Annotated in this window: 17 protein-coding genes; 5 read left to right on the top strand and 12 right to left on the bottom strand. The window is 46.8% G+C overall.

What is annotated here, in order from left to right; genetic code table 11:
* Nucleotides 1-5: 5 nt before the first annotated feature.
* Entirely contained in the window at nucleotides 6-1,052 is a 1,047-nt protein-coding gene (locus tag ACUC6J_RS03590; RefSeq protein WP_016819389.1) for a hypothetical protein, read from the bottom strand.
* A 217-nt stretch (nucleotides 1,053-1,269) separates the two neighbouring features.
* Between ACUC6J_RS03590 and ACUC6J_RS03585 the strand changes: the two genes are divergently transcribed.
* Nucleotides 1,270-1,545, top strand: coding sequence for a hypothetical protein (locus tag ACUC6J_RS03585; RefSeq protein WP_228552479.1), 276 nt, complete (start codon nucleotides 1,270-1,272; stop codon nucleotides 1,543-1,545).
* A 714-nt stretch (nucleotides 1,546-2,259) separates the two neighbouring features.
* Complete coding sequence (locus ACUC6J_RS03580; RefSeq protein ID WP_447249765.1) at nucleotides 2,260-3,210, top strand: glycoside hydrolase family 26 protein; 951 nt, start codon at nucleotides 2,260-2,262, stop codon at nucleotides 3,208-3,210.
* A 271-nt stretch (nucleotides 3,211-3,481) separates the two neighbouring features.
* Here ACUC6J_RS03580 and ACUC6J_RS03575 read toward each other — a convergent pair whose 3' ends face one another.
* The 7 genes from ACUC6J_RS03575 to ACUC6J_RS03545 all read right to left on the bottom strand — a co-directional run bounded on the left by ACUC6J_RS03575 (nucleotide 3,482) and on the right by ACUC6J_RS03545 (nucleotide 13,117).
* The gene (locus ACUC6J_RS03575; RefSeq protein WP_017425736.1) at nucleotides 3,482-4,309 is read right to left on the bottom strand and encodes a carbohydrate ABC transporter permease; all 828 of its coding nucleotides are present in this window, start codon (nucleotides 4,307-4,309) and stop codon (nucleotides 3,482-3,484) included.
* Complete coding sequence (locus ACUC6J_RS03570) at nucleotides 4,306-5,190, bottom strand: carbohydrate ABC transporter permease (protein ID WP_016819393.1); 885 nt, start codon at nucleotides 5,188-5,190, stop codon at nucleotides 4,306-4,308. The genes ACUC6J_RS03575 and ACUC6J_RS03570 overlap by 4 nt, the downstream gene beginning before the upstream one ends.
* A gap of 38 nt (nucleotides 5,191-5,228) precedes the next feature.
* Nucleotides 5,229-6,509 (bottom strand): ABC transporter substrate-binding protein, encoded by a 1,281-nt coding sequence (locus tag ACUC6J_RS03565; RefSeq protein ID WP_016819394.1) that lies wholly within the window; start codon nucleotides 6,507-6,509, stop codon nucleotides 5,229-5,231.
* Nucleotides 6,510-6,619: 110 nt separating this feature from the next.
* On the bottom strand, nucleotides 6,620-7,687 hold the full coding sequence (locus ACUC6J_RS03560; RefSeq protein WP_447249764.1) for a response regulator transcription factor: 1,068 nt from the start codon (nucleotides 7,685-7,687) through the stop codon (nucleotides 6,620-6,622).
* Complete coding sequence (locus tag ACUC6J_RS03555) at nucleotides 7,684-9,483, bottom strand: sensor histidine kinase (protein WP_447249763.1); 1,800 nt, start codon at nucleotides 9,481-9,483, stop codon at nucleotides 7,684-7,686. The genes ACUC6J_RS03560 and ACUC6J_RS03555 overlap by 4 nt, the downstream gene beginning before the upstream one ends.
* Nucleotides 9,484-9,615: 132 nt before the next feature.
* On the bottom strand, nucleotides 9,616-11,622 hold the full coding sequence (locus ACUC6J_RS03550) for a beta-galactosidase (RefSeq protein WP_447249762.1): 2,007 nt from the start codon (nucleotides 11,620-11,622) through the stop codon (nucleotides 9,616-9,618).
* A 100-nt stretch (nucleotides 11,623-11,722) separates the two neighbouring features.
* Nucleotides 11,723-13,117 (bottom strand): MFS transporter, encoded by a 1,395-nt coding sequence (locus ACUC6J_RS03545; RefSeq protein ID WP_447249761.1) that lies wholly within the window; start codon nucleotides 13,115-13,117, stop codon nucleotides 11,723-11,725.
* A gap of 173 nt (nucleotides 13,118-13,290) precedes the next feature.
* Here ACUC6J_RS03545 and ACUC6J_RS03540 point away from each other — a divergent pair, with 173 nt between their 5' ends.
* The gene (locus ACUC6J_RS03540; protein WP_090891274.1) at nucleotides 13,291-14,205 is read left to right on the top strand and encodes an AraC family transcriptional regulator; all 915 of its coding nucleotides are present in this window, start codon (nucleotides 13,291-13,293) and stop codon (nucleotides 14,203-14,205) included.
* A 153-nt stretch (nucleotides 14,206-14,358) separates the two neighbouring features.
* On the opposite strand, the gene ACUC6J_RS03535 is transcribed toward ACUC6J_RS03540, so the two are convergent.
* Nucleotides 14,359-15,447: a site-2 protease family protein gene (locus ACUC6J_RS03535; protein ID WP_025363980.1), complete on the bottom strand. Its 1,089-nt coding sequence runs from the start codon at nucleotides 15,445-15,447 to the stop codon at nucleotides 14,359-14,361.
* Between the two features lie 335 nt (nucleotides 15,448-15,782).
* Between ACUC6J_RS03535 and ACUC6J_RS03530 the strand changes: the two genes are divergently transcribed.
* Nucleotides 15,783-16,733, top strand: a complete 951-nt coding sequence (locus tag ACUC6J_RS03530) for a macrolide 2'-phosphotransferase (protein WP_447249760.1) — start codon at nucleotides 15,783-15,785, stop codon at nucleotides 16,731-16,733.
* 165 nt (nucleotides 16,734-16,898) lie between these two features.
* The gene (locus ACUC6J_RS03525; RefSeq protein ID WP_447249759.1) at nucleotides 16,899-20,264 is read left to right on the top strand and encodes a DEAD/DEAH box helicase; all 3,366 of its coding nucleotides are present in this window, start codon (nucleotides 16,899-16,901) and stop codon (nucleotides 20,262-20,264) included.
* Nucleotides 20,265-20,378: 114 nt separating this feature from the next.
* On the opposite strand, the gene ACUC6J_RS03520 is transcribed toward ACUC6J_RS03525, so the two are convergent.
* From ACUC6J_RS03520 to ACUC6J_RS03510, 3 genes are all read right to left on the bottom strand, one after another.
* Nucleotides 20,379-21,338, bottom strand: a complete 960-nt coding sequence (locus ACUC6J_RS03520; protein ID WP_447249758.1) for a ring-cleaving dioxygenase — start codon at nucleotides 21,336-21,338, stop codon at nucleotides 20,379-20,381.
* A gap of 38 nt (nucleotides 21,339-21,376) precedes the next feature.
* Nucleotides 21,377-22,003 carry a nitroreductase family protein gene (locus tag ACUC6J_RS03515; RefSeq protein WP_016819404.1) on the bottom strand — a complete coding sequence of 209 codons (627 nt, stop codon included), beginning with the start codon at nucleotides 22,001-22,003 and terminating at the stop codon, nucleotides 21,377-21,379.
* A 119-nt stretch (nucleotides 22,004-22,122) separates the two neighbouring features.
* Nucleotides 22,123-22,494 (bottom strand): MmcQ/YjbR family DNA-binding protein, encoded by a 372-nt coding sequence (locus ACUC6J_RS03510; protein ID WP_090891264.1) that lies wholly within the window; start codon nucleotides 22,492-22,494, stop codon nucleotides 22,123-22,125.
* Between the last annotated feature and the right edge of the window lie 392 nt (nucleotides 22,495-22,886).

Genomic DNA, 22,886 nt, shown 5'->3' with positions numbered 1-22,886 from the left:
AGCAATTAGCTTCGTCTAATACGTGTCGTTCTTGGTCTTAAGCGAACGAGCTCCTCACTGGTGAGTTGTCTAGTATAGGAACGAGGGGAAGATCCTGTATCTACCCTGAGTACCCTGCCTGCCCCGCTGGGGCGGGCTACTCGTGTGTTGAATACCTGCATGACCCACTGCACTGGAAAGGCTATGGATAAGCGACCATCTGCCGTGCCTGCATAGTTGACCGCGGCTGCATAATTATCGGACTGTCTGAGCCATACAGAGCCGGAATCCCCGGGTAGTGATACAGGAGTCGTACCTCTAATAACCGTCTGATCTTCGAAGGTCAGCAGGCCCAACTCACCACCATAATTGATTTGCAAGTCCGTATAGACAGACTCTACCGTGCCATTAACCCGCCCGCTCGTACGCCCTACCTTCTTCAATCTTTCTCCTATGCGATAGGCGGTAACATGACCCGGAATCGCTCCCACTGTAGCATAACGGGGATTGAGCAGGTTGTTGCGGGTCGGAAGCGAAAGCGCTGCATCAATCAGGTTCGTTCCAGTGGGATTTAAGCGTACGTAACGATACAGTCGTCCTATACGATCCTGGGCAACCGTCCCCCCATCGGCTCCGCCTGGCTGAATTGTAGCCTCCCGATTGTCTGTATTGGAGGGATTGAGCACATGGTTATTGCTTAAAAGATAGCGTGTAGCCGGCGCTCCAGTTGGGGCAACGATAAGTCCGGTTGTACCAGAGCCTTCAATCGTCCCGACACTGTAGCCGGCGATGACCGGGCGGATGCGCACTTTGTAGTCCGTAGCATTAGCCCTGATTTTTCCAGTCTTTACAATTCGGACAGGAACGTTCGATTTCTTCCCTAAGGCAGTGGCCGACAAGAGTCCAGTAGAGGCCGACGCTAGACGGTCCGTGTACACAATGACAGCGGCTCCCTTTTTGGGGTGCGCAGGGTCCCTGTAGCCTACGCCAATGCCGTGAACACCGGACATTTTTAAGACTCGCTTGGCCATCCGCTTTTTCACTTGAAGCGCGGCCGAGAAGGTAGCCAACATAATCATCTCCTTTTACTTTCAGATGAAATATTGTATGGCTAAGGCCGCTCTGCGTTCCATTTGATCTTACGATCGCTGTTGCTTCTCTAGCTCCAAACGGACCGCTGCGCTACCGAACTCCGTATCGAACTATATATGAAAGAATTACAAAATATGGTATAATCACTCGCGAAATTGGCATTCGATCATTTGATTCTAATGTTCGAGGAGGTATTTCATGTTTTCAATGATATTGACATACAGCATACAGGCAATTGTGATTTTACTAATTATTTTCACAGTGTTGAGAAACAACAGAAAGAAAATAGGCCGGGGATCACTTTCACTGCTGTTATCTCTTCTTGGCATGGCTGTTTCTTTTGAATTTGGCGATTACATATTCGGAGACCAGTTGCTTTCCTTTTTAGGAATGTCAGCATGGTCCAATCCTGTTAATAATACTGGGTTCCACTACACTATTTTTGTATCGAGTATTTTTTTATTCCTAGCTTAATCATTGGATATAAAAATTCTGAAGATTTTGGAGCTCTTATTGGAAGACGAATTTCTAGTATTTATCTATTTATAATCATCATTTCGCTTTTATTTTTCATAATAAGCTGTTTGTCGGAGTGAAAGTTGGATATGTGGTCATACCAAAATAAGAGGTCCTCCTATAATTGAACTGATCTCTGTTAAGTAAACAGTAATAGAAAAGCAACCTTAAGCAGCCTAAGTCCGATATTCATACGGTCTTAGGCTGCTTAATTTCTGTTAAAAACAATGGTGTGTAGAAATAGATGTAACGTCAAGTGTGCGAGTATGAATTCTCTATATAGTACAAGAATAACAATAATTGCAATCAAAATTCATAAGAGTGAATTAAAAATTCATAAAAATGAACCGGAAATATTTTCTTTTTCACATACTTAGCCTCTACCACTGTTTGCAGAAATTGATAGTTTATTGTTATATGAAATAATTTTTACTTCAATAGAACTATTTTAGTTTTTTTCCTTGCAGTCGATATAATTGAGGATTCGCTAAAAAGCCCTTTCCTACAGGAAGATGGGATCAACTCGCTAAAAATAATGTACGTTGTGATTGATAGTAAAAGTCAACCAGCCGATCCGAGGAGGTAGTGTACTAGAACATTTTTCACTTAACACACCTTATCTTGCGTTAACCGATAGCAAGATATAAAACATTAGGAGGATAACCAACCAATATGAATTCATTCAAGAAAACGAAGAGCTTGATCACCGCCCTGACCGGGGCTGCGTTATTATTCGCGCTACCGATGACGGCAGGCGCGGAGAGTAATATCAATTATACTGGCATGTTCCTGGGCTATGACGGAAGTGTAGACACCAGTCCTGTCCAGACCTACAACCCTGACATCGTCTCTTATGATCTGCTGAACTGGAACTACGGGGGGAGCGATGCAGCCTCCATTACCTCCCATAGCGCCTCAGCCATCCAAGGCTTAGGTAAAATCGTTACCATTTCTACCCACATGCCCAATCCCCAGGGTGGAAATGTAAACGCCCCGATGTCTGATTCCGATTTTAAGATCTTGGCCAATACAGACATTTCATCCATCAATTCATCCAGCCCCGTATGGCTGCAAAATTATAAGGCTCAGATTGACAATGTTGTGACTAGCCTGCAAAAGTTTGACTCATCCCCCGTCTACTACAGACCCTTCCATGAAATGAACGGAGGCTGGTTCTGGTGGGGAAACAAGAACACGACAGACTATAAGAACCTGTACATCAATCTGTACGATTACATCGTGACGACCCATGGCATGTCCAACGTCAATTTTGTCTATGCTCCAAATAAAGGAGCCAACGCGGCCGCTTATTACCCCGGCTCCAGCTATGTCACTTGGATTGGCATCGACGCCTACAGCGACGATCCATCCAATGACAATGAAATCAAGATGGCTTACAATGACATCAAAGGACTTGGCAAAACTTATGGCTTCTGCGAGATTGGACCAGCCGTGGGCGGCGACCATGTGGATCGCAACAATAATCAGCTCAAGGAATTCGATTATTCGCTTTGGAGCAGTGCCCTGAATGAGGTCTACACTGGAGCAAGCTTCTTTATCACCTGGGACGGCGCTTATGCTCCGCAGAACAATACGAATAGCAGCACGCTGTTTGCGAAGTAAAGCTCACAGTAAGCGTCCGGCTCCCGGTTCGGCAGCAAGGCATCGTACGTGTTATCCCAAGAAGACAGCAAGTTCCTGGAAGATTAGGACGTCATCAAGCACGACAAAAAAGCATGCCCTTATGAACTGAAGTTCCCTATCAAGCAGCCAGTTATTAATAAGCCCTATTTAAACAGCCTGAGTCCCATATTCGTAGGGGCTCAGGCTGTTTAGTCTCTTTTGAAAACGTTCGTGGTTAAGAAAGGATTTTTTGGGCAATGAGAAGCACAGCTTATCCCTTAACTGCTCCCTCCGCAATGCCTTCCATAATGAATTTTTGAAAAAAGGCATAGATCAGAATAACCGGGATGGAGGTCAGCACGAGCGCAGCCAGAATGAGCGACCAATCCTTGTTGTATTCTCCAAACAACATATTGGTCGAGAGAATCAGGGTGTAATGGTTCACATCCGTCAACATCAAAAGTGGAAGTAAAAAGTCATTCCAAATCCACAGGAAATCCAAAATGGCAATTGTGACGGTGATCGGCAGCAGCAAGGGAAATATAATGCGAAAGAACGTTTGGAACTCATTGCAGCCGTCCATTTGCGCGGATTCTTCCAGCTCACGCGGGATGGATTTGACGAATCCATGATACAAAAAGATGGCCATGTTCACGCCCAAACCGATATAGATCAAAGCCAAGCCGTACGTACTGCCTTGAACAGACAAATCTTTTGCCATTCGTGTAAGCGGTATCATTATAGAGTGAAAAGGCACCAGCATGGACGCAACAAACAGAAAGAAAATCGCACTGCTCAGTTTTCCACTTGTACGAGACAGCTTGTAGCCTGCCAGTGCCGAACAGACCACGATCCCGCCAATGCCGATAAAAGAAATAATCGTAGAATTCAGAGCGCTGTTCAGCAAATGGGTCTGATGAAAGGCCTGGCTGTAATTTTCAAAGTGAAGCTTCGTCGGCAGCGCCGTAAAGGATGCAAACATCTCACCCTGTGTTTTAAACGAATTAATGACCGCCATGTAGATTGGGAAGAAGGACACGACTGCGCCCACGCACAGCATCAGCGTGATCAGCAAGGAATTAGCCTTTTTCAGCCTCATGCCTCCACCTCCCTCTTCTTCATGACACGCAGCTGGATCAGAGTAAAGATGAGCACAATGGCGAACAAAATAACGGATTTAGCACTCGCATAGCCATAACGGAAATTATTCGAGAAGGCCTCCTCATAAATGTTCATCGTAATTACCTGTGTGCTGCGTCCCGGTCCTCCGCCAGTCAGTCCATACACAACCTCATACACCTTAAAGGCACCGTTAAGTGTCAGGAAGAAACAGATCGTAATCGCGTGGGTAATCATCGGCAGCGTCACACTTCGCAATGTCTGAAATGCGTTCGCTCCATCAATAATAGCAGCCTCCTTCAAGCTTTGTGGTACACCCTGAAGTGCAGCCAGATAGATGATCATCATATATCCCACACCATTCCAGAGCGAGACAATAATGATGGAAAAGAACGATACTTTCGGATCACCCAGCCATGATTGACCTAAAAAGGCGATAGCCGTCTTTTCGGCAATCTGCGGCAGCACAGAGGAAAAAACGAATGTCCACATAAATGCGCTAATAATAGTACTGATCATATTGGGCATAAAAAATATCGTCCGAAAAAATCCTTTGCTGCGTGTGCGTGATTCAATCAACACTGCCAGTACTAGCGCAAGTACATTTTGTAGCACGATCATGACCAACACGTATTTAAGTGTAAACCAAAGGGAATTGAGAAAATCGGGGTCTTCCTTCAAGGATTCCACAAAGTTCCCCAAGCCGATAAAGTTGTAATTGGGATTCAATCCGTTCCAGTCTGTAAAGCTGTAGTACATGCCGCTGATCGTTGGAATAAGCAGGAAGATGGCGTAAAAGATCAGTGCCGGGGCAGTAAACGCCAGCAGCATGACGTATTTTTTGTAGATTTTAAAAGGCATGGAGTCTCTCCCTCCCGATGTCATTCTGTAGGTTCCCGCTACTTGTTCACTTTGTTATACGATTTCCATGCCTTATCCAGCGCCTTAATGACGTCATCCTGCGAGAGCTGACCAGCATAATAGGATTGTAGCGACTTGCCTGCCTCGTCCTTGACCGCCTGCGGGATGGATGGATCTTGATACGACTTGCCTGCTTTCACATATTCGGTAGCATCATTAACCCAAGGATAGCTTTTAAACGTATGCACTTTGGAGATAGGGTTAAATTTCAATGCTTCATAGAACGCGCTGGAATCCTTGTCGTCCAACACATAGTTAACAAAATCGAGTGCAACCTCCTTATTCTTGCTTGTAGAGGATACAGCCAGCGAAGTCGAAGTGGACAGATTGATCAAGGTCGCATTCGGATCGTCATTAATCGGTAGCGGGGCTACTCCAAAGTCCATCTTCGGATCCGATTTTAAAATCGTTTCCGCAAACCACGGCCCCTGAATCCACATCGCCGCTTTACCTGAGGCAAAGGCCGCCGACCCATCATCCCCGCCAATTTCCAGCGCCTTATCTGTACCATTACTGTTCACCAGATCAATAATATCGAACATGCTCTTCATTTCCGAGAATGAGCCTTTGTCCTGATTCATCCGTTCGATAAAATCCTTATTCTGTGTGTTCATCATTGCACCTGCAGTGAGCGGCACGAACAACTGTGGAATCCAGGATTCCTTGTAGGACAACAGGAACGGTTTCACATGATTCGCTTTCAGCTTCTCGACGACAGCCTTCATTTCGGTCAACGTTCCCGGCGGCTTCAAATCCAAATCCTTAAATATCTTTTTATTGTACAAATAGCCCCAGGAGATCGTTTCCAAAGGAACCGCTACAACCTTGCCGTCTTGAGTTGTCACCGAGGGCTTAACGCTGTCCATCAATTTGCTGACAAATGGCTGACCGGACAAATCCTCCAAGTATCCCGCTTTGTAAAACGGTGGAATTTCATTCACCGCATGCAGTGCGAATACGTCCGGTGCATCGTTTGATGCGAGCCTTGTCTTCAAAATTTGTGCGGCATTGTCAGCAGGCGGCATCTCCAGTTGAACGGTAACGTCGATATTTTTATCTTTCTTCTCTTTGGCTACAAACGCATTAATGTATTTATCGTAGTGTTCTTTCAAACGGGGCTGAGCAATAAACATTTTGAGATTTACGGTTTTGCCGTCTCCACCGGAACCGCTGCTGTCACTGCCTGAAGAATTCGCTCCACATCCGGCCAACAACGTGCCAACCAGCATCGTACTCAATACACCTTTCCACATCTTCATGCAAAATGACCTCCCCTAAGTTGAAAATAACGATTTTGTATACGCTTTCATTATAGGGTGGGAGGCCACTTCTGCCATTGGACACCGTTAGCATATTGAATTGGATTTTTTTAAACTTCCTTTCTCATTTCACCGGGGGCCATGCCAAAATGCTTTTTAAATACCCGATAAAAATAAGACACATCCTCGTACCCAGCCATCTCTGCAACGGCTTTAATTGAAATCTGTTTATTGGCCAGCCATTCCCGCGCCTTTTCCATTCTCCGTTCTACAATGTAGTCCGTTACATTCTGACCGTACTCCTGCTTAAATACCTTGCTCATATACTCTTTGCTCACAAAAAAGTTTTTCGCCAACTGCTCCAGTGTGATCGGCCCAGCATAGTAACTATCGATATACCGCCGTACCTCCTCCAAATTCAGCTTGTTTTTGTATTTCCGCTGCCGAATCAGCTGATCCAGTTCCTGAATATAGCATGACGATACGAATTCCAGCGCATGTTCTACAGAGGATAGAACAGCCTGCGAAAGTGGAAATCCACCCTTTGCCGTAGAAGTATTCAGCCCGTTATCCGCTGATAGCTCTTTCAGCAGAGAAAGCAGCTCCTGCACCAGCCTGCCCAGCATATGTGGAGTTGGTGCTCCATAACTCTCCAACTCCTGCACAACCTGTCTGCATGTTAAGTTCACCCCGTCACGATTCAGCTCATTAAAATAAAGACGCAGCAGTTGCTTATACCGGGTTAACTTGTGAAAAAACTCATAATCCAGTTCTGTTGCTTCTGGTTGCTGTTCGGCCAACTTGACCTCCAGATCGTTTTTGCATTTGAGCAGCACCGCATTCAGCTCGACAGGATTGACAGGCTTTAGCAAATAATCAATAGCCTTGTAACGGATCGCATGTTTGGCATACGCGAAGTCATCATATCCGCTCACGACAATGATTTTCACATCAGGATATTGGTTATTTAGCGCTTGCAGCAGCTCCACTCCGTCCGCACCTGGCATGTGCATGTCCGTAATCACAATGTGGGGAGCTAACTCCCCGACCAGCCTGAATGCTTCATCTCCGTCCTCTGCCTCACCCACCACCACCATTCCAAGCTTTTCCCATGTGCCAAATGTCTTCAAAATATCGCGGTTCCACGGCTCATCGTCAACGATTAATACCTTGATCATACTTTGCCCTCCTCTGCTGAGGTGAATGGAATACGAATAGTGACACATGTACCGACTCCCTGCTCACTATCTATCGTCACTCCGTAATGCACTCCAAAATTCATCCGTATACGTGAAGACACATTGCTTAATCCAATATGACTGCCCTGCGCCCAAATTGGTTCCTCCGATGCGTTTTCCAGCCTAGCTCGAACTTTTTCCAGCTTGTCGGGGGGCATACCGTTACCATTATCGCTGACCGTAATGCACACATCTTCTTTCATAATCTCCACGCGGATTGCCATTCGCCACGCCCCTGCCTTGCGATCAAGACCATGCTGAAATGCGTTTTCCAACAATGGTTGAAGCGATAGCTTCGGCAAACGAATATCCATTGCCTGCTCTTCTGTCTCCACCTGAAATACCAATCTTTGCGGAAAACGACGCTGCTGGATGCGCATATAATGTCCCACATGATCGAGCTCTGCACGCAGAGAGGCCATATCCTGAGGCTCCCTCACCACGTAACGGAACATCTCACTCAGCGAACGAATGACTTCATAGGTATCCTCCGGCTTTTGGGAAAACACCATACTTCCGATCATTTGCAGCGTATTTTGCAGAAAATGAGGATGAATCTGCGCCTGGAGCGCTTTCAATTCAGCCGTCTTTTTTTGCAAATTGATACTGTATTCTGTCTGGATATGTTCACGTATTCGGCCTGCCATCCCATGCAAACTTCTTTCCAGCAACCCAATCTCATCCGGTCGTATACTTGGTTCCCCAACCGGTCCCTTGATCATATCCAGTTCCTGCACTGAACGCGCCAAACGGACAATCGGGCGTGCGGTCCGCCATGCGATGAAAATAGCGATGCAGATGGAAACCATGATTGAAATCACGCCTACGACAATACCATACAGCATGGTTGAAAAGGCACTGTGGTTAATGGAGGAAGTCGGTATGATTTTGACCAGTTTCAGTCCAACCACATCCAGATCATTGTAGAACACATAATGTTCGGCAGTTTGAAGCATCCCCGGACCCGGCTTAACGTCACGAAGAGCAGCCTGCACTCTTGCAGGAGGAGGCGATTGCCGAGCCTGCACTGGATACATAACTCTGCCATCCCTATCTGTAATCAACACTTGATGCTGATCCCCTCGTCCCAGCAGACCCAGCGTCTGATCGAATTGTGACCACAGCACCTCCAATGAAATAGCCCCCGTCTGCTTCTGGTCTTCAAAACGCCGAATACTGCGTGTCAGTGTAAAGCGTTCCGGGTCAGCGGAGCTTGGTCGAATCGAATAATCCTTATTCGCTTGCCACATCTCAGCATACTGCGGGGGAATACCGCCCACTGTCGTAATTTCATTTTGCATACTATTGAAGGTGAACACGGTTTGCGATTGCTTCAAATACAACTGAATACCGATGACATGACTCCCGGCTGAATAATACACATTCGCCAGCGTATTCAGCATTTTTCGCTGGGCATTAAATTGGCTTGAAAGATTGTCGGGTTCTCGTTCATTCAAATAATCGCTTAGATCAGGGCTGATCTGAATGCTGTAAATCAGATGATTCAGACGATCTAACTGGTCGCTGATATAAATGCCCGTCCATTTCATGTTGGACATGTTCGTCTCGACCACTTCGGTTTCCATAGACGATCTGCTTTTCTCCGCAGCCAGCACCGTGACAGCAATGACCGGCAGCACAGATAGAACAATCATCGTCAAGACTAGCTTGAGCTGAATGCTACGTCGATACGGGGCCATCAGCGCCCGAAACCAGCGGATTGCTCGGGTTGGCATAGCGATGCACTCCTCTATTCAGCCATATGCGAAAACGCCCCGCAATTCGCAGGGGCGCTTCACTTGCCGGATACTCCCGGCCGATACTATATAAAATGATTCGTACGTCGGTTTCAGCTCACTATTCATCATTTACGCTTCTTCGATAATTATAACACCCCAAGGCTCCAACTGGAGCATTTGTCCTTGGGTAATCCTCTGCTCTCCGATCAGCTCCTTGCCGTCTCCGTGCGGATATATCACCGAGCCTGCTTGTTCGGAATAGTTAAAATAGTACCGGATCGTTCGCCCCAAATCATTCGTACCGGATTTGACAATGATCGGATAAGAAGCTTCCTGATCTAGTCCCCATACGTCTGCCTTTTTGGCTACAGAGCTCAATAGTTCGCGGATGACCGCCGAACTGACAATACAGCCGATATAGGTCGCCGTTCCCTGACCATAGCGATTTTGCGTAATCGCGGCATATTTGCCCCAATGCGGGTGATTATAATAAGCCAATACTTCCGCAGTCGTTGGGGTAATCAGCTCCATCCACGTATCTACCTGATTGTCCTCTGCTGCCACTTTAAAAGGATTATCCTTAAGCGTCACGTTCTTTGGCTCCACAAACAAGCTGTAATGAATGCCGCAGGCTTCGCTAATCACACCCGGCTGCTGGGAAGTTCTTACCTGCACATGCTCATTCGTAAATCCGCTTCGGGATGTGTAAACTACATGACCGCCTTGTTCGACATAGCGGTTCAGCTTCTCCAGCAGTGTATCTGGCGCAGAATAGAGGCTCGGGACGATCAAGAGATCGTAGTCATCAAACGATTCCGTACCCGGATGGATGATATCCGTCCCGATATTCAGCTTGTACAGCTCGTCATACAAACGGCGTACGATATCGTTGTAATTCAATGGACTGTTCATATTAAACTTGAACCAGCTAATGGATGTCAACGCTTCGTTGCTGACCAGGATGGCTGTTTTATTTTTCTTTTTCAAATTGACCAGATGTGGGGATAATCTCGCAAAATCCTTCCCTATCGTCTGTGCTTCCTCATACACAGGATTCGGTTCAAAATCATGGCTGAGCAGACCTTTCCAGTAGGTTTCGAAGGAATTATGAATGGAATGCCAGTGCCAGTAAGCTACCATATTGGCCCCGGAAGCCAGATGGCTGAACGCTTGCAGTCGCAATTGTCCCGGATAAGGAACCCAGTGTGTAAACGCCTGCGCCTCCGTTTCCAGCACCAGGTAATTATTCTGTTTTGTTGAACGTGCCACATCACCACCAAAGGAAATCTCAATTCCAGTCAGATCATCCTGGGATGGATGGTAAATATCTACACCTGTCACATCAAACGCTTGAGATGCAGCAAAGTGATCCACATCCGGCTGAATCCCAAAGGAATGACCTCTCCACTCAAAATCAAAATTTTGCGTAACGAATTGGTCTGCCCGCTTATATTCATTGACAAGCGCAACCTGCCAGGCCAGGAAGTCCGTTACCAGCTTGCGCTGGAATTGGGAAAAGGCTGCGCCCAAGCTTCCATTAATCGTTCCGACCACCGAAGGGAAGTCCTCCCAGCTATTGATGCGATTGCTCCAGTAATCCAAGCCAAATTTGCGGTTCAGCTCATCCAGTGATTCAAACCGCTCCCGCAAATACTTCACAAATTGTAATTGCACATTGGGACCGCTCGTATGGTAATGCTTCGTCTCATTGTCTGTCTGAAAGCCGATGACCGCCGGATGCTGACTCACCCGTCCAATCAGCTTGCGTATGATTCGCTCAGCATGGAACAGGTACACCGGGTTCGTAATGTCCATAATCTGGCGAGCTCCGTATTTGCCCGGCCCCTGAGGCGTTGTCGCCAATACATCGGGATGCTCCTTCACCAGCCATGTGGGCACAGCATATGTCGGCGTGCCCACAATCACCTCAATACCGGCTTTATGCATACCGTCCAGCACCCGATCCACGGAGGTAAAATCAAACACTCCATTTTGCGGTTCATGTGTACTCCAAGTAGATTCGGCTATCCGCACCACGTTAATTCCCGCATCCTTCATCATTTGAATATCTTGGTCCAAACGGTCATAAGGCATATATTCATCATAATAGGCAACACCGTACAGCAGCTTTTTCATCGAGTCGTCCTCCTATAAGTTCATGGTAATTGTCATATCCCATTTCGCCTACTCCGTTTTCCATGGGATTTTTTTCGTGTTCAACTTATATAGCTTTGTTTCAAATACCGTGGCTGTTATGCGGCTTTTTCAGGGATGGAACAGATATCGTATTACCAGCAACTTCCTGCTTCGTGAGATCCGTCTGCTGTTGATTTTTTTTCGCACTTGCCAGCCAGCCCTCTACGTCTTTTTCCTTAATCTTGTACAGCCATGCGAACAGCCCTGCCGTAATTAAGGCCCCCACACCAGGCACTACCGCATAAAGCGCAAATATCCACGTAAGCACCTGTCCGGTCTGCGGTACATTCGGAATGTAGCCGGCAAAGGCAAGCGCATAGGCCACAATTCCACTGGCTGCTGCTCCCCCCAGTTTTCCTGCAAACGTTTGGGTAGCAAAGGCGGTTCCGCTGGCACGCACCCCTTTTTTGAATGCGCCATATTCCACGCAATCGGCGGTAAACATCGGTACCATAAGCTGCGGCGCGGAACTGAACAGGCCAAAAAGAACTGCAAATACGCATACTACAATGGGGTTGCTGTAACCGATTGCAAATAAGGACAGGCCTGTAGTAAACAATCCAAGCAAGCTGATGACATTCACTTTCCACTTGCCAAATCTTGTAATAATCGGCGGTAAAATTAATGCGGTGAGCAGCTGCACACCCAAGGAAATGAACATGAGAATTGAAATATAGATAGGATTTTTCAAGTTATATAAGGCAAAGTAGCTGACGACAATCCCTTGCAGATTGGTCATGGACAGTGTCATAAACGACATCAGGTAAAATAAAAGCTGCTTGTTTTGCATGGGATACGTCATAATCTGCTTGAGCGTAACCTTCTCTGCCTTGTTGGAATAACGCTCTTTGACATTAAAGCGAGTAAAGTTCATTAAAATCAAACCTGCTACAGCAACGATTAGCGCCAAAATTGGCCAGGAGATCTGATCGGCTACGGCTACCGAAGACGAGGAGATGACCATAAAGGCCAAGAAGACCATCGTCCGACCTCTGGACATTAATAGATCACGTTCATGCGTATTTTTCGTCATCAGTGTAGCCAAACCAAAGCCAGGCGCATCGCTGATCGTGTAACACATTTCCCATACCAGATACGTGACGGCAATATAAATCACCTTGACGGTGAGTGACGCGTCACTCGGAACGAGAAAAATAAGTACGGTAAGTATTGGCAAAATAATAGAAGCCAGATTTGTCCAGGGTTTGAACAAGCCACCCCTTAGGTTGGCCCGGTCTATGATCACACCGAAGATCGGAGCACTAAGCGCATCCCATATACGGGCTAGTACGAATAAAGTACCAATAATAGAAACAGATATGCCAACATAATCCGTATAAAATAGCATTGCAAAAGAGGCAACCAGACAGAGAATTGCGTTACTCCCCAAAAAGTAAACGTAATATGACACACGTTCTTTCGATGTTGTTTCCATAGCTCCTCCTAATTACAATATGGCATCGCTTTCAAAATCACTACATATAAGCGATTTTTTTATGTAAAGGCTTATATCAGAACACTTGTAAGCGCTCTTTTATTATAGATAAATGTTAGGTACAATGAGATTGTCTAAGCGGTGTAAAATTTGCCCTAATCGAAGGTGATCTGATGATATTAAATCCAGATGTTGATCCAGCTCTATTCCACGATTGCCAATGGCTACCTATTATTGATTGGAATGTGAAGTTTTTTGGTGCCCATATTCACCGGGTCAAAGCGGATTGGTGCATGCCTGAGGAGTCCCATATCGGTTTTGAAATTGCACTCATTCTAGAAGGTCGTCAGGAAACGATGATGGAGAATAACATATACTCGGTGGGGGAAGGCGATATTTTAATTATTCCGCCGGGGTTCAAGCATGTGAGTCAGTGTGTATCCCCTGATGGAATGTATTATTTTAGCACCCATTTTAATGTCGATGATCCATTGTTCCGTCAAGAGATGATTAAAAGCAATCAGCTCTTTTTCCCGGCAGGCACTGAAACCAATACCAAGCTGCAGAAAGTTGTCCATAGCTGGATCAGCATGGTGCGGGAGAACGGAGAATATACGACAGCGGACCGCTTTCGCATGCAGATTGCTTTGTTTGAGCTATTCGGGATATTCTCGCAAATGATTTCTACGGGATTGGAGCCGAGAATTGCACCTTCATCCGTTCAATATGCCAAGGCCATTATGGAAGCTATTCAATCGAGGTTCAAACCTTATCGAGAGGATGAATCTGGCGAGCAGACGTTCCGGCTTGAAGATGTGGCGGCTTCCCTTGGAATCAGTCCAGGCTATGCCCAGGAAGTGTTCCGCAAGGTTTACGGCTATTCACCACGTCACTATCTATCGGAAACCAAGCTGCATGAGGCTAAGGTGCTGATCCAGCAGCCCAATCTACCGCTAAACAAGGTAGCTTCCCTACTGGGATACTCCAGTCTGGCTCATTTCAGCAGACAGTTCAAGCGCTGGACAGGCACCAGCCCACTTAAGTACCGCCAGACGTTAAAACCGATTACTGATGAGCAGAGGAGCTAGAATAAGGAAGGATAGCAATGGCTCCACTGCGTTAATCATATGAAAAAGAGCGCGACACCGTATATTCGGCTGTCGCGCTCTTTCTATTTTATTTTCCAATGAGTTTCATTGCCTTAATAATCTAAATTGATGGTGAAGTTCCTATCCTGCGAATCATAGCCTGATATCTCCTATGTGCTGGTGTACAACATACATCATCCCTATCAGGAATAAGGCCAAGCCCATATAACCGATACCGAATTTCCAGCGTGATGATGCGGGTACTTCGTAATATTTATCATTTTCAAATGGAATGTAGTCAATCCCACATAGCAATCTGAGCTGATACGCATCTGGGGTAGGTATATGTTCTACACCGTTCAGCCATACATGCTGGACAAGACACTGCTGTGGCAGCAGAAGCGTATGCTCCACATCCAGACTCTCCATATATACCGTTACATATTGCTGCCCTTCCAGATCCGAGTAGGTATTAAAGGATAATCTGCGCGTATGCTCCGGTCCAGGCAGCGGATATCCTTGCTCATACAAATGCTGTACGTTAACCAGCGGCTTCTGTAATAACGACTGAACTTTGACGCCTTCTTTATTGCGTTTGACATATTTTTTGTATAAATCATAGGCAAATAGTGCCCAAATAAAGAAAAATAAAATGGATTTCAAATACACGATCACTACAATCCCACCCAGTAGACCCACCAGCCATAACCAGCGTGTCACTGCTGTAGAAATTCGTCCTCCATCAAGCGGATGAATCGGCAGCAAATTGATCAGGTTCAGGAAAAAACCGATATATGCTAGTGCATACAAAAGTGGACTGTCTGTTGCATACGCTCCTGCGTATACGGCCATAGCCCCAACTGTCCCCAATAACGGGCCACCCATGGCCACGTAAGCCTCTGTCTGGGCATCCAAAGGCTGTCGTTTCATGGTGATTAACGCACCGAGAAATGGAATAAATAACGGTGTCGACACCGGAAGCCCCTTGCGTTTGGCAGCCAATACATGCCCCAGCTCATGCACGAATAACAACAACACGAACCCAACCGCAAATCCCCACGGGTATATAATCGCATACGTGCCAATCGTAAACGCCATAGATATCAGCGCACCGCCAAATTTACTGAATTTTAAAAGGGCAAGTAACGATTTGCCTTTCAGCAGGAGCAATGCTGCTGCACTACCAAGATACCATTTGGATGAGCCGGATTTGGAATCGGTCTTATTGTCTTCTTTTTGCAAACGTATCCGTCTCCTTTCTCTAATACTTCCATTGTATCCTGCAATGTGCAGCTTGTAAAAACTTCTCTAGTCCACAGATAAGCGAACTGGGGAAGCTATGTACATTATCCCGTATATTGTAGACATCCTCGAATGTCGGATGGTATATTAGGGCTGGGTTAGATACCCTATTTTGTAAAAGGAGGTTTGCTCATTCATGTGTACTCACTACATGCGTCTCAGATAAAAGGCTAGGTTTCTCAATGAAGCTCAACCCGTTTTTTTACATGAAAGGGTTGAGGCTTGTTTAAGTTGCCTTTTTTAAGACCAAATCTGAACAATGAGGTGTGTTTCATATGACTGAAAAGCGTCCCTTGACTAACCCGAATGACGTTAGCGATATATTGGCCCTTGCCCAAAGCAATGGGCTTCACATACAACATGAAGGATTGGAACTCAATGAATCCGGGCTGGATTTCCGAGCCGTATTCGCCAAGGACATCCACGATACCCCTTGGGTTCTACGTACACCGCGACGAGCAGATGTGATTCAATCTGCCGCTTACGAGCATAAGGTGCTTCGGATGATTCGTGATACTCTTCCTATAGCGGTACCTGATTGGCAAATATATAGTCCAAAGCTCATCGCCTATCCTCAGTTGGGGGGAACTCCCGCTGCTACTATTGATATGGAAACAAAAAGCTATGTATGGTTCATCAACCCTGACGCTCTGACGGATAGATTCGTTGCTTCATTCGCTAAGGCCTTAGCCGCGTTGCACCGGATAGATTACCAACGGGCAGCTGATTTCGGTGTTCGCGTAAAGCAGCACGACGAAGTTCGGCAATTAATGGCTCAGCGAATGGAAGAAACACGGCGCGTCTTTGGTGTATCCGAGGAGCTGTGGCAACGATGGCAGGCGTGGCTAGCTGACGATAGCTACTGGCCGGCATATTCCGCATTTGTGCACGGCGATCTGCACCCAGGTCATATTCTGGTCTCTTCGAATACAGAGGTTACTGGAATACTAGACTGGACTGAGGCCGAAGTAGCTGATCCGGCAATTGATTTTACGAGTTACTATACTTTATTCGGAGAAGTAGAGCTTGCTCGTTTATTGAAGCTTTATGAGACAGCAGGCGGACGTGTGTGGCCGCGTATGAGCGATCATATCGTCGAATTAACTTCAGCTTACCCTGTGCTTATCGCCGAATTCGCCCTTAAGTCTGGTCTGGAAGAGTATATGGATATGGCACGTAATGCGCTGGGAGTTCATGAGCAAGGAGAAGGGTTGCCCGACATATAATATAGCTGTAGCCACCTGGCAGACTTTGGTTCAATGACGGACCAAGGCCTGCTTTTTTTCTTCTCTTCTTTTTCCTAAAGTTACGTTCCGCACTCAAGTGTCCTTCACCCGGTCTGTTCTGTTATCATGTAGAAAACGGAATAACTCAGGAAAGGATTACGAACCATGAGTTTTGAACTTACCCGGCGAGCGATCAGACAACTATGCAGTCAATCTGCTTATGACGACGGGGATGCCTATTATCGGGCCAAAAAGGTGGCCTTTACACAAATAGATCATAATGAAGGTGTGTATGAAGCTACAGTCAAAGGAAACGGCTTTTATGCCGTTGCTGCGATGATCCGGCCCAACGGCAGTATCCGCGCGGAATGTACCTGTAGCTCATTTCAGACCACCGGACGTTATTGCAAACATATTGCTGCTGTTCTCCTTAACGCCTATGATATGCGACGTGGAAAAAGTCTATCCGTACGCTCCTATGTCTCCAGACTTCATCCCGGCACTGCCCCAGATCCAGCGGGGAGCATGGGTTCAGACGGGATGTACACATCTACAGATACCCCCAATGAACACACTGCTAGAATTTCACGATCCTCTGGCATCACACAAGGGGATCTCCAGTTGACCGACAGTATGTTAAAACTATTCGGCCGCAAGAGACCGCTTCGCAGCACTCCTACGCTGCTGGATACTCGTGCGATCTTGGATTTTCAATTCGTCATCCGGCCTTTTGCCTACGGTTACCAAAAATATATGTTTGGATTGGAAATGAAGGCTGGACCCAAACGATTATACATCGTTCAGAAAATCCGTCCGTTTCTGGACAGTATCGACCGTGGGAATAGCTACATGTTCACGAAGAGCTTCTCTTACGAGCCTGAGCTGTACCGCTTCCGAGCTGAACATGATGCGATCCTACAGCAATTATCCCAGGTATGCCATCAGGAGCGCATGATTCGGGAAACCTCTGGCACGTATTCAGCCTCCGGCAGTCATATGAGTGGCGAGCGAATGCTTCTCATCCCGCCTGCCGCTTGGGATAGGCTGTTCCCCTTGCTGACAGCAGCACAGGGCGTCTATTTTGAAATTCACGGTAACATGAGCGAAGGTATTCCTCAGTCCGACCTGATGCTTCCGCTGCAATTTGAATTTGATGAGGCCGAATCCACAAGCGAGGGCTACCAGTTAAGCATTCAAGGATTAGATGACTTGACCATCATGGAGGACTATGGTGTCGTCATTGCCGATGGCAAGCTTGTCAAGCAGAAGGATGATTCCTTACGGCGTTTGTCCGAGCTAAAACGAATGGTCGAGGTACATCACAGACGAGCAGTCCAGATCGCACCAGAACAGATGGAAGCTTTTATGGATAAGGTCGTGCCCGGGTTAATGAAGCTCGGACGTGTCCATATGACCCGTTCTGTCTCAGAGCGGGTCGCCCAGCATCCGTTGAAGGCCAAGCTGTATCTGGACCGAATAAGAGACAAACTACTGGCAGGATTGGAATTCCAATATGGAGACATCATCATCAACCCATTGGAAACAGATGCACGAACGCCAGGTAACGACCGGATTCTGATACGTGATGGGGAACAGGAGCAACGGATTTTGGAACTGATGGAGCATAGCTCCTTTGCCAGAACAGACAGCGGATATTTTATGGAAGATGAAGATGCGGAGTATGACTTTTTGTACCATACGGTTCCACAACTGGAAAAGTTGCTGGACGTCTATGCCACGGGTGCAGTCAAATCGAAAATCAATAATACCCTGCCTGTCCCAAGAATACGGGCGGAGTGGGATGAACGTACGGATTGGCTTGAATTTAAATTTGATATTGAGGGTATACCGGAATCGGAAATTCGCAAGCTGCTCCAATCGTTGGAAGAAAAACAGAAATATCACCGTCTGCCGAATGGTGCCCTGCTGCCACTGGAAACAGAGGAGTACAAGGAATTAATTCGGTTCATGAACGAAACAGGTATCCGCAAAAGCGATCTGGATGCAGCGCAGATTCGAATCCCGGTCACGCAGGGTCTGTATTTAATTGATCCTCACGATCATGTAAAAAGCCTGACCTTGGGTAAAACCTTTCGCCAGCTGCTAGAAAATATACGCAATCCTGACCATCTCGACTTTCCAGTACCCGTCACGCTTGCTCCAATCTTGAGAGATTATCAGGTCTATGGTTTTCAATGGCTTAAGACCTTAGCACATTACCGTTTTGGAGGTATTTTGGCAGATGATATGGGGCTGGGCAAAACACTGCAAAGCATTGCCTTCCTCGTGTCAGTATTGCCGGAAATTCGCAGTCAGCAGCTTCCAGCCATGATCGTGTCCCCTGCATCACTGGTGTACAATTGGCGGAATGAACTGGAGAAATTCGCCCCGCATATCCGCGTCATTATTGCTGATGGCAGCCCGGAGGAACGGAGCCGAATTATACGGGATGCCACCAGCTATGACGTTATTATTACTTCCTATCCGCTGCTGCGACGCGATGCGGATGTGTACAGCAAGCCATCGTTTCATACGCTCATTTTGGACGAAGCGCAGGCGTTCAAGAATCATGCTACCCAGACGGCACAGGCCGTTAAGGATGTACAAGCCCGTTACCGTTTTGCCCTGACAGGAACGCCAATCGAGAATACATTGGAAGAACTTTGGTCCATCTTCGACGTTGTATTTCCTGAGCTATTTCCCGGCGGAAAAAGAGCGTTTCACAACCTGCCTCGTAATGTGATTGCCAAGCGGGTTCGTCCGTTCCTGCTGCGCCGTCTGAAGAGCGATGTTCTTAAGGAACTACCGGAGAAAATCGAATCCGTGCAGGTATCACGCCTCCTGCCAGAGCAAAAAAAGCTGTACACGGCTTATCTGGCCAAGCTCCAGCATGAAACGTTGAAGCATCTTAACGAAGAAGGATTTCAGAAAAACCGGATCAAAATTCTCGCAGGTCTGACCCGACTTCGGCAGCTCTGCTGTCATCCGGGCTTATTCATCGAAGGATATACGGGAAGCTCGGCCAAATTTGAACAACTGCTGGAGATTATTACGGAATGTCTCAGCTCCGGGAAGCGGATGCTCATTTTTTCACAGTTCACCACGATGCTTCAAATGGTCGGACGTGAGCTTTCTCGTGAGGGGGTCCCCTACTTTTACCTGGATGGACAGACTCCCGCCCCCGAACGAGTCGAGCTGTGCAGTCGCTTCAACGAAGGAGAACGCGAGCTGTTCCTGATTTCCCTCAAGGCAGGAGGTACGGGTCTGAACCTCACCGGCGCAGATACCGTCATTCTATATGACCTGTGGTGGAATCCCGCTGTAGAAGAGCAGGCGACCAACCGTGCACACCGAATGGGCCAGAAAAAAGTGGTGCAGGTTATTCGGCTCGTCGCCCAAGGTACAGTAGAGGACAAAATGTATGAGCTACAGCAAAAAAAGAAAAATCTGATCGACCAGGTCATTCAGCCGGGGCAAGAAAGCCTTTCAGCACTGACCGAACTGGAAATTCGTGAGCTGCTCATGATCTAAACAGCTCTTCCACGCTTATTTTTACACTAATGACATTCAGATACCAAAAGGTCCAATGAGGGTGGAAATCTTCCTGCATTGGACCTTTTGGTGTTCCGTATGTGATTGTCCAGCTTAAACCGATTCATCCTGTTGGAGTACTCTAGGTTCGATGGGAACCAGATTAGACTCAATCTCGGCGCGCTGAGACTCATACCATTCAGGCAGCATCAGCTTGTGCCCCAACTCATTCAATTCCTCATCCACCGTAAATCCGGGCGGATCGGTTGCGATCTCGAATAGAATACCGCCTTGCTCGCGGAAGTATACGGCATTGAAGTATTGGCGATCTACAATGCCACTGGTCCCAAAACCATGCTGACGAACCCACTCGTCCCACGCCTGATGCTCAGTATCGTCCTGCGCGCGCCACGCAATATGGTGAACCGTACCGGCGCCGCCGTTCCCCCATGGTACATCTTTGACCGGAATGTCGATCAGGTTGCCTAGATCCCCAGTCGTCTGATAACGGATATAGCCTGCATCTGCGTCTTCTCCGATGGGAGTCATGCCCAGTACATTCTCCAGCACGCCTTGGGTGTGCTTGGAATCCGCACTGTAGAGCACTGCTCCTCCAAAGCCCTTGATCGCTTTATTTGTAGGCACGCCTCCGGCTGTCCACGTATTCACCGGGCCTTCCTCGCGCTCCACCAGTTCCAGATGCAAGCCCTCATTGTCTCGGAACTGGATGAATGACTCGCCAAAACGAGTAGCCTTCGTGAAGGATACCTTTAAGCTGTGCAGACGGTTTTCCCAGTAATCCATTGAGCCCGGCGGCACAACATACGTCGTAATCCCGACCTGTCCGCCTCCAATTTTACCCTTGCGTGTACCCGGAGCCGGAAAAAAGGTAATGATCGTGCCCGGGCTGCCTTTTTCATTCCCAAAATACAAGTGATATACTTCTGGAGCGTCAAAGTTAATTGTCTTTTTGATCAATCTCAAACCAAGCACACCTGCGTAAAAGTCAACATTGCCCTGTGGATCGCCTGCAAAGGACGTAATATGGTGAATTCCAGCGGTTTTCAAAGACATCTTAGTCACTCCTTAATGAACATGATGATTTACAAATTTCAAAATCCATTGTAGCTAACAAACTGTCCAACCGGCTTGCGATATCCTCTTGCCCGTTGCCCCGATTCGTCCTCTTTCCCCAAGGTGATCATCATCACAGGCACAAATTGCTCGGGGATATTCAATACTTCCTGCACCTTCGCCGGGTCAAAACCGATCATTGGGCAAGTATCCCAGCCTTTGTCCTTGGCAATCAACATAAATTGCATAGCCGACAGGCTGGCATTACGAATCGCTTCTTCCCTCTGGAAGACAGGTCCTCGCTCGCGATAAAACTGAGTTACTGATTCTACGGTGCTATCATATTCCTGCTTGCTCAGAACACCCAAATTCAGGAACCCTTCGTTGAGGTCAGCTACCTTGGTATAAGCCTCTGTATCACCCAGCACTACAATGGTAGCCGAAGAGGTTAATATTTTATACTGCTTACTTGCCTCATCATGCAGCCTTTGTTTGATCTCTGCATCCTGCACTACGATATAACGCGCATGCTGTAAATTAAAAGCCGATGGAGCAAACTTCACCAGCTGAAATATCTCTTCCAGTTCTTTTGCATCTATAGTAACATCAGGAATAAATTTAGAAGCCGATCTTCTCTCTTGAATAACATTCACCAGTTCGCTCATATTCAGTTCCACTCCTTGATATTATTTTCAAATAAATTATCTTTAAATTAAGAATATATCTTTAGTGGTTTTCTGTCAAGTAAAACTATAAAATTGTTACTAAGGGCTTCACCAGCCCTTTACAGATCCGTAGCCCGTATCCTCATCGTAATCGCTTCGCGTTGCGCTCTGGTTAAGCTTTTGAAGACCAGCTCATACGAATGGTCGATCATGCTGTACAAATCCTCCAACGGAAAGCTATTATCAACCTCTACCGTATTCCAATGCTTTTTATTCAAATGATAGCCTGGCTTAATTGCCTTGTTCTGCTGACGCAGGTTTTCTGCAATGACCGGATCACATTTCAGGGATACGTGGCTAATGCCATCTTTTTCAGTCAGGAGAGCAAACATCTTGCCCCCTACTTTTAGTACCAGGGGATCAGCTCCAAATGGATAATCCTTAACGGCCTCTTTTTGGCTCAGACCATACGCTACAATTTGCTCAAACACCAGCCTTCTCTCCTCTGCTCCAAGTTATCGGTCTATAAACTTATTTGCGCCCTATTATATCACCTTCATGCGCTTCATATATACTAGGTTCGTGCTTTATGGATACCATCGTATACACACTGTTCGGATTGGCTTTATATGGGACAGGAACCTGATATTCTGGTATACTTCCCTGAGAGGCTGTATCGATATATTCGAACGGTACTCTGGTAAGGTATAATTTAATAAGTATAAGCGTGAGCCTATGGAGGTGAACTCGTTGGATTTTGCTCTGATCCGAAAGGACCGAGACAAAAGAACGGTCGCAAATTGACTCTTTTTTTGCCTTTCGGACCTTTTCAGCAATGTGCTGGAAGGTTTTTTTGTTTTTCCAAAACCAAGGTAGGAAAGGA

It is taken from the genome of Paenibacillus sp. JJ1683 (assembly GCF_053006485.1).
Note: the sequence above shows the minus strand (reverse complement) of the source record. Positions and strands in the feature narration are given on the sequence as shown.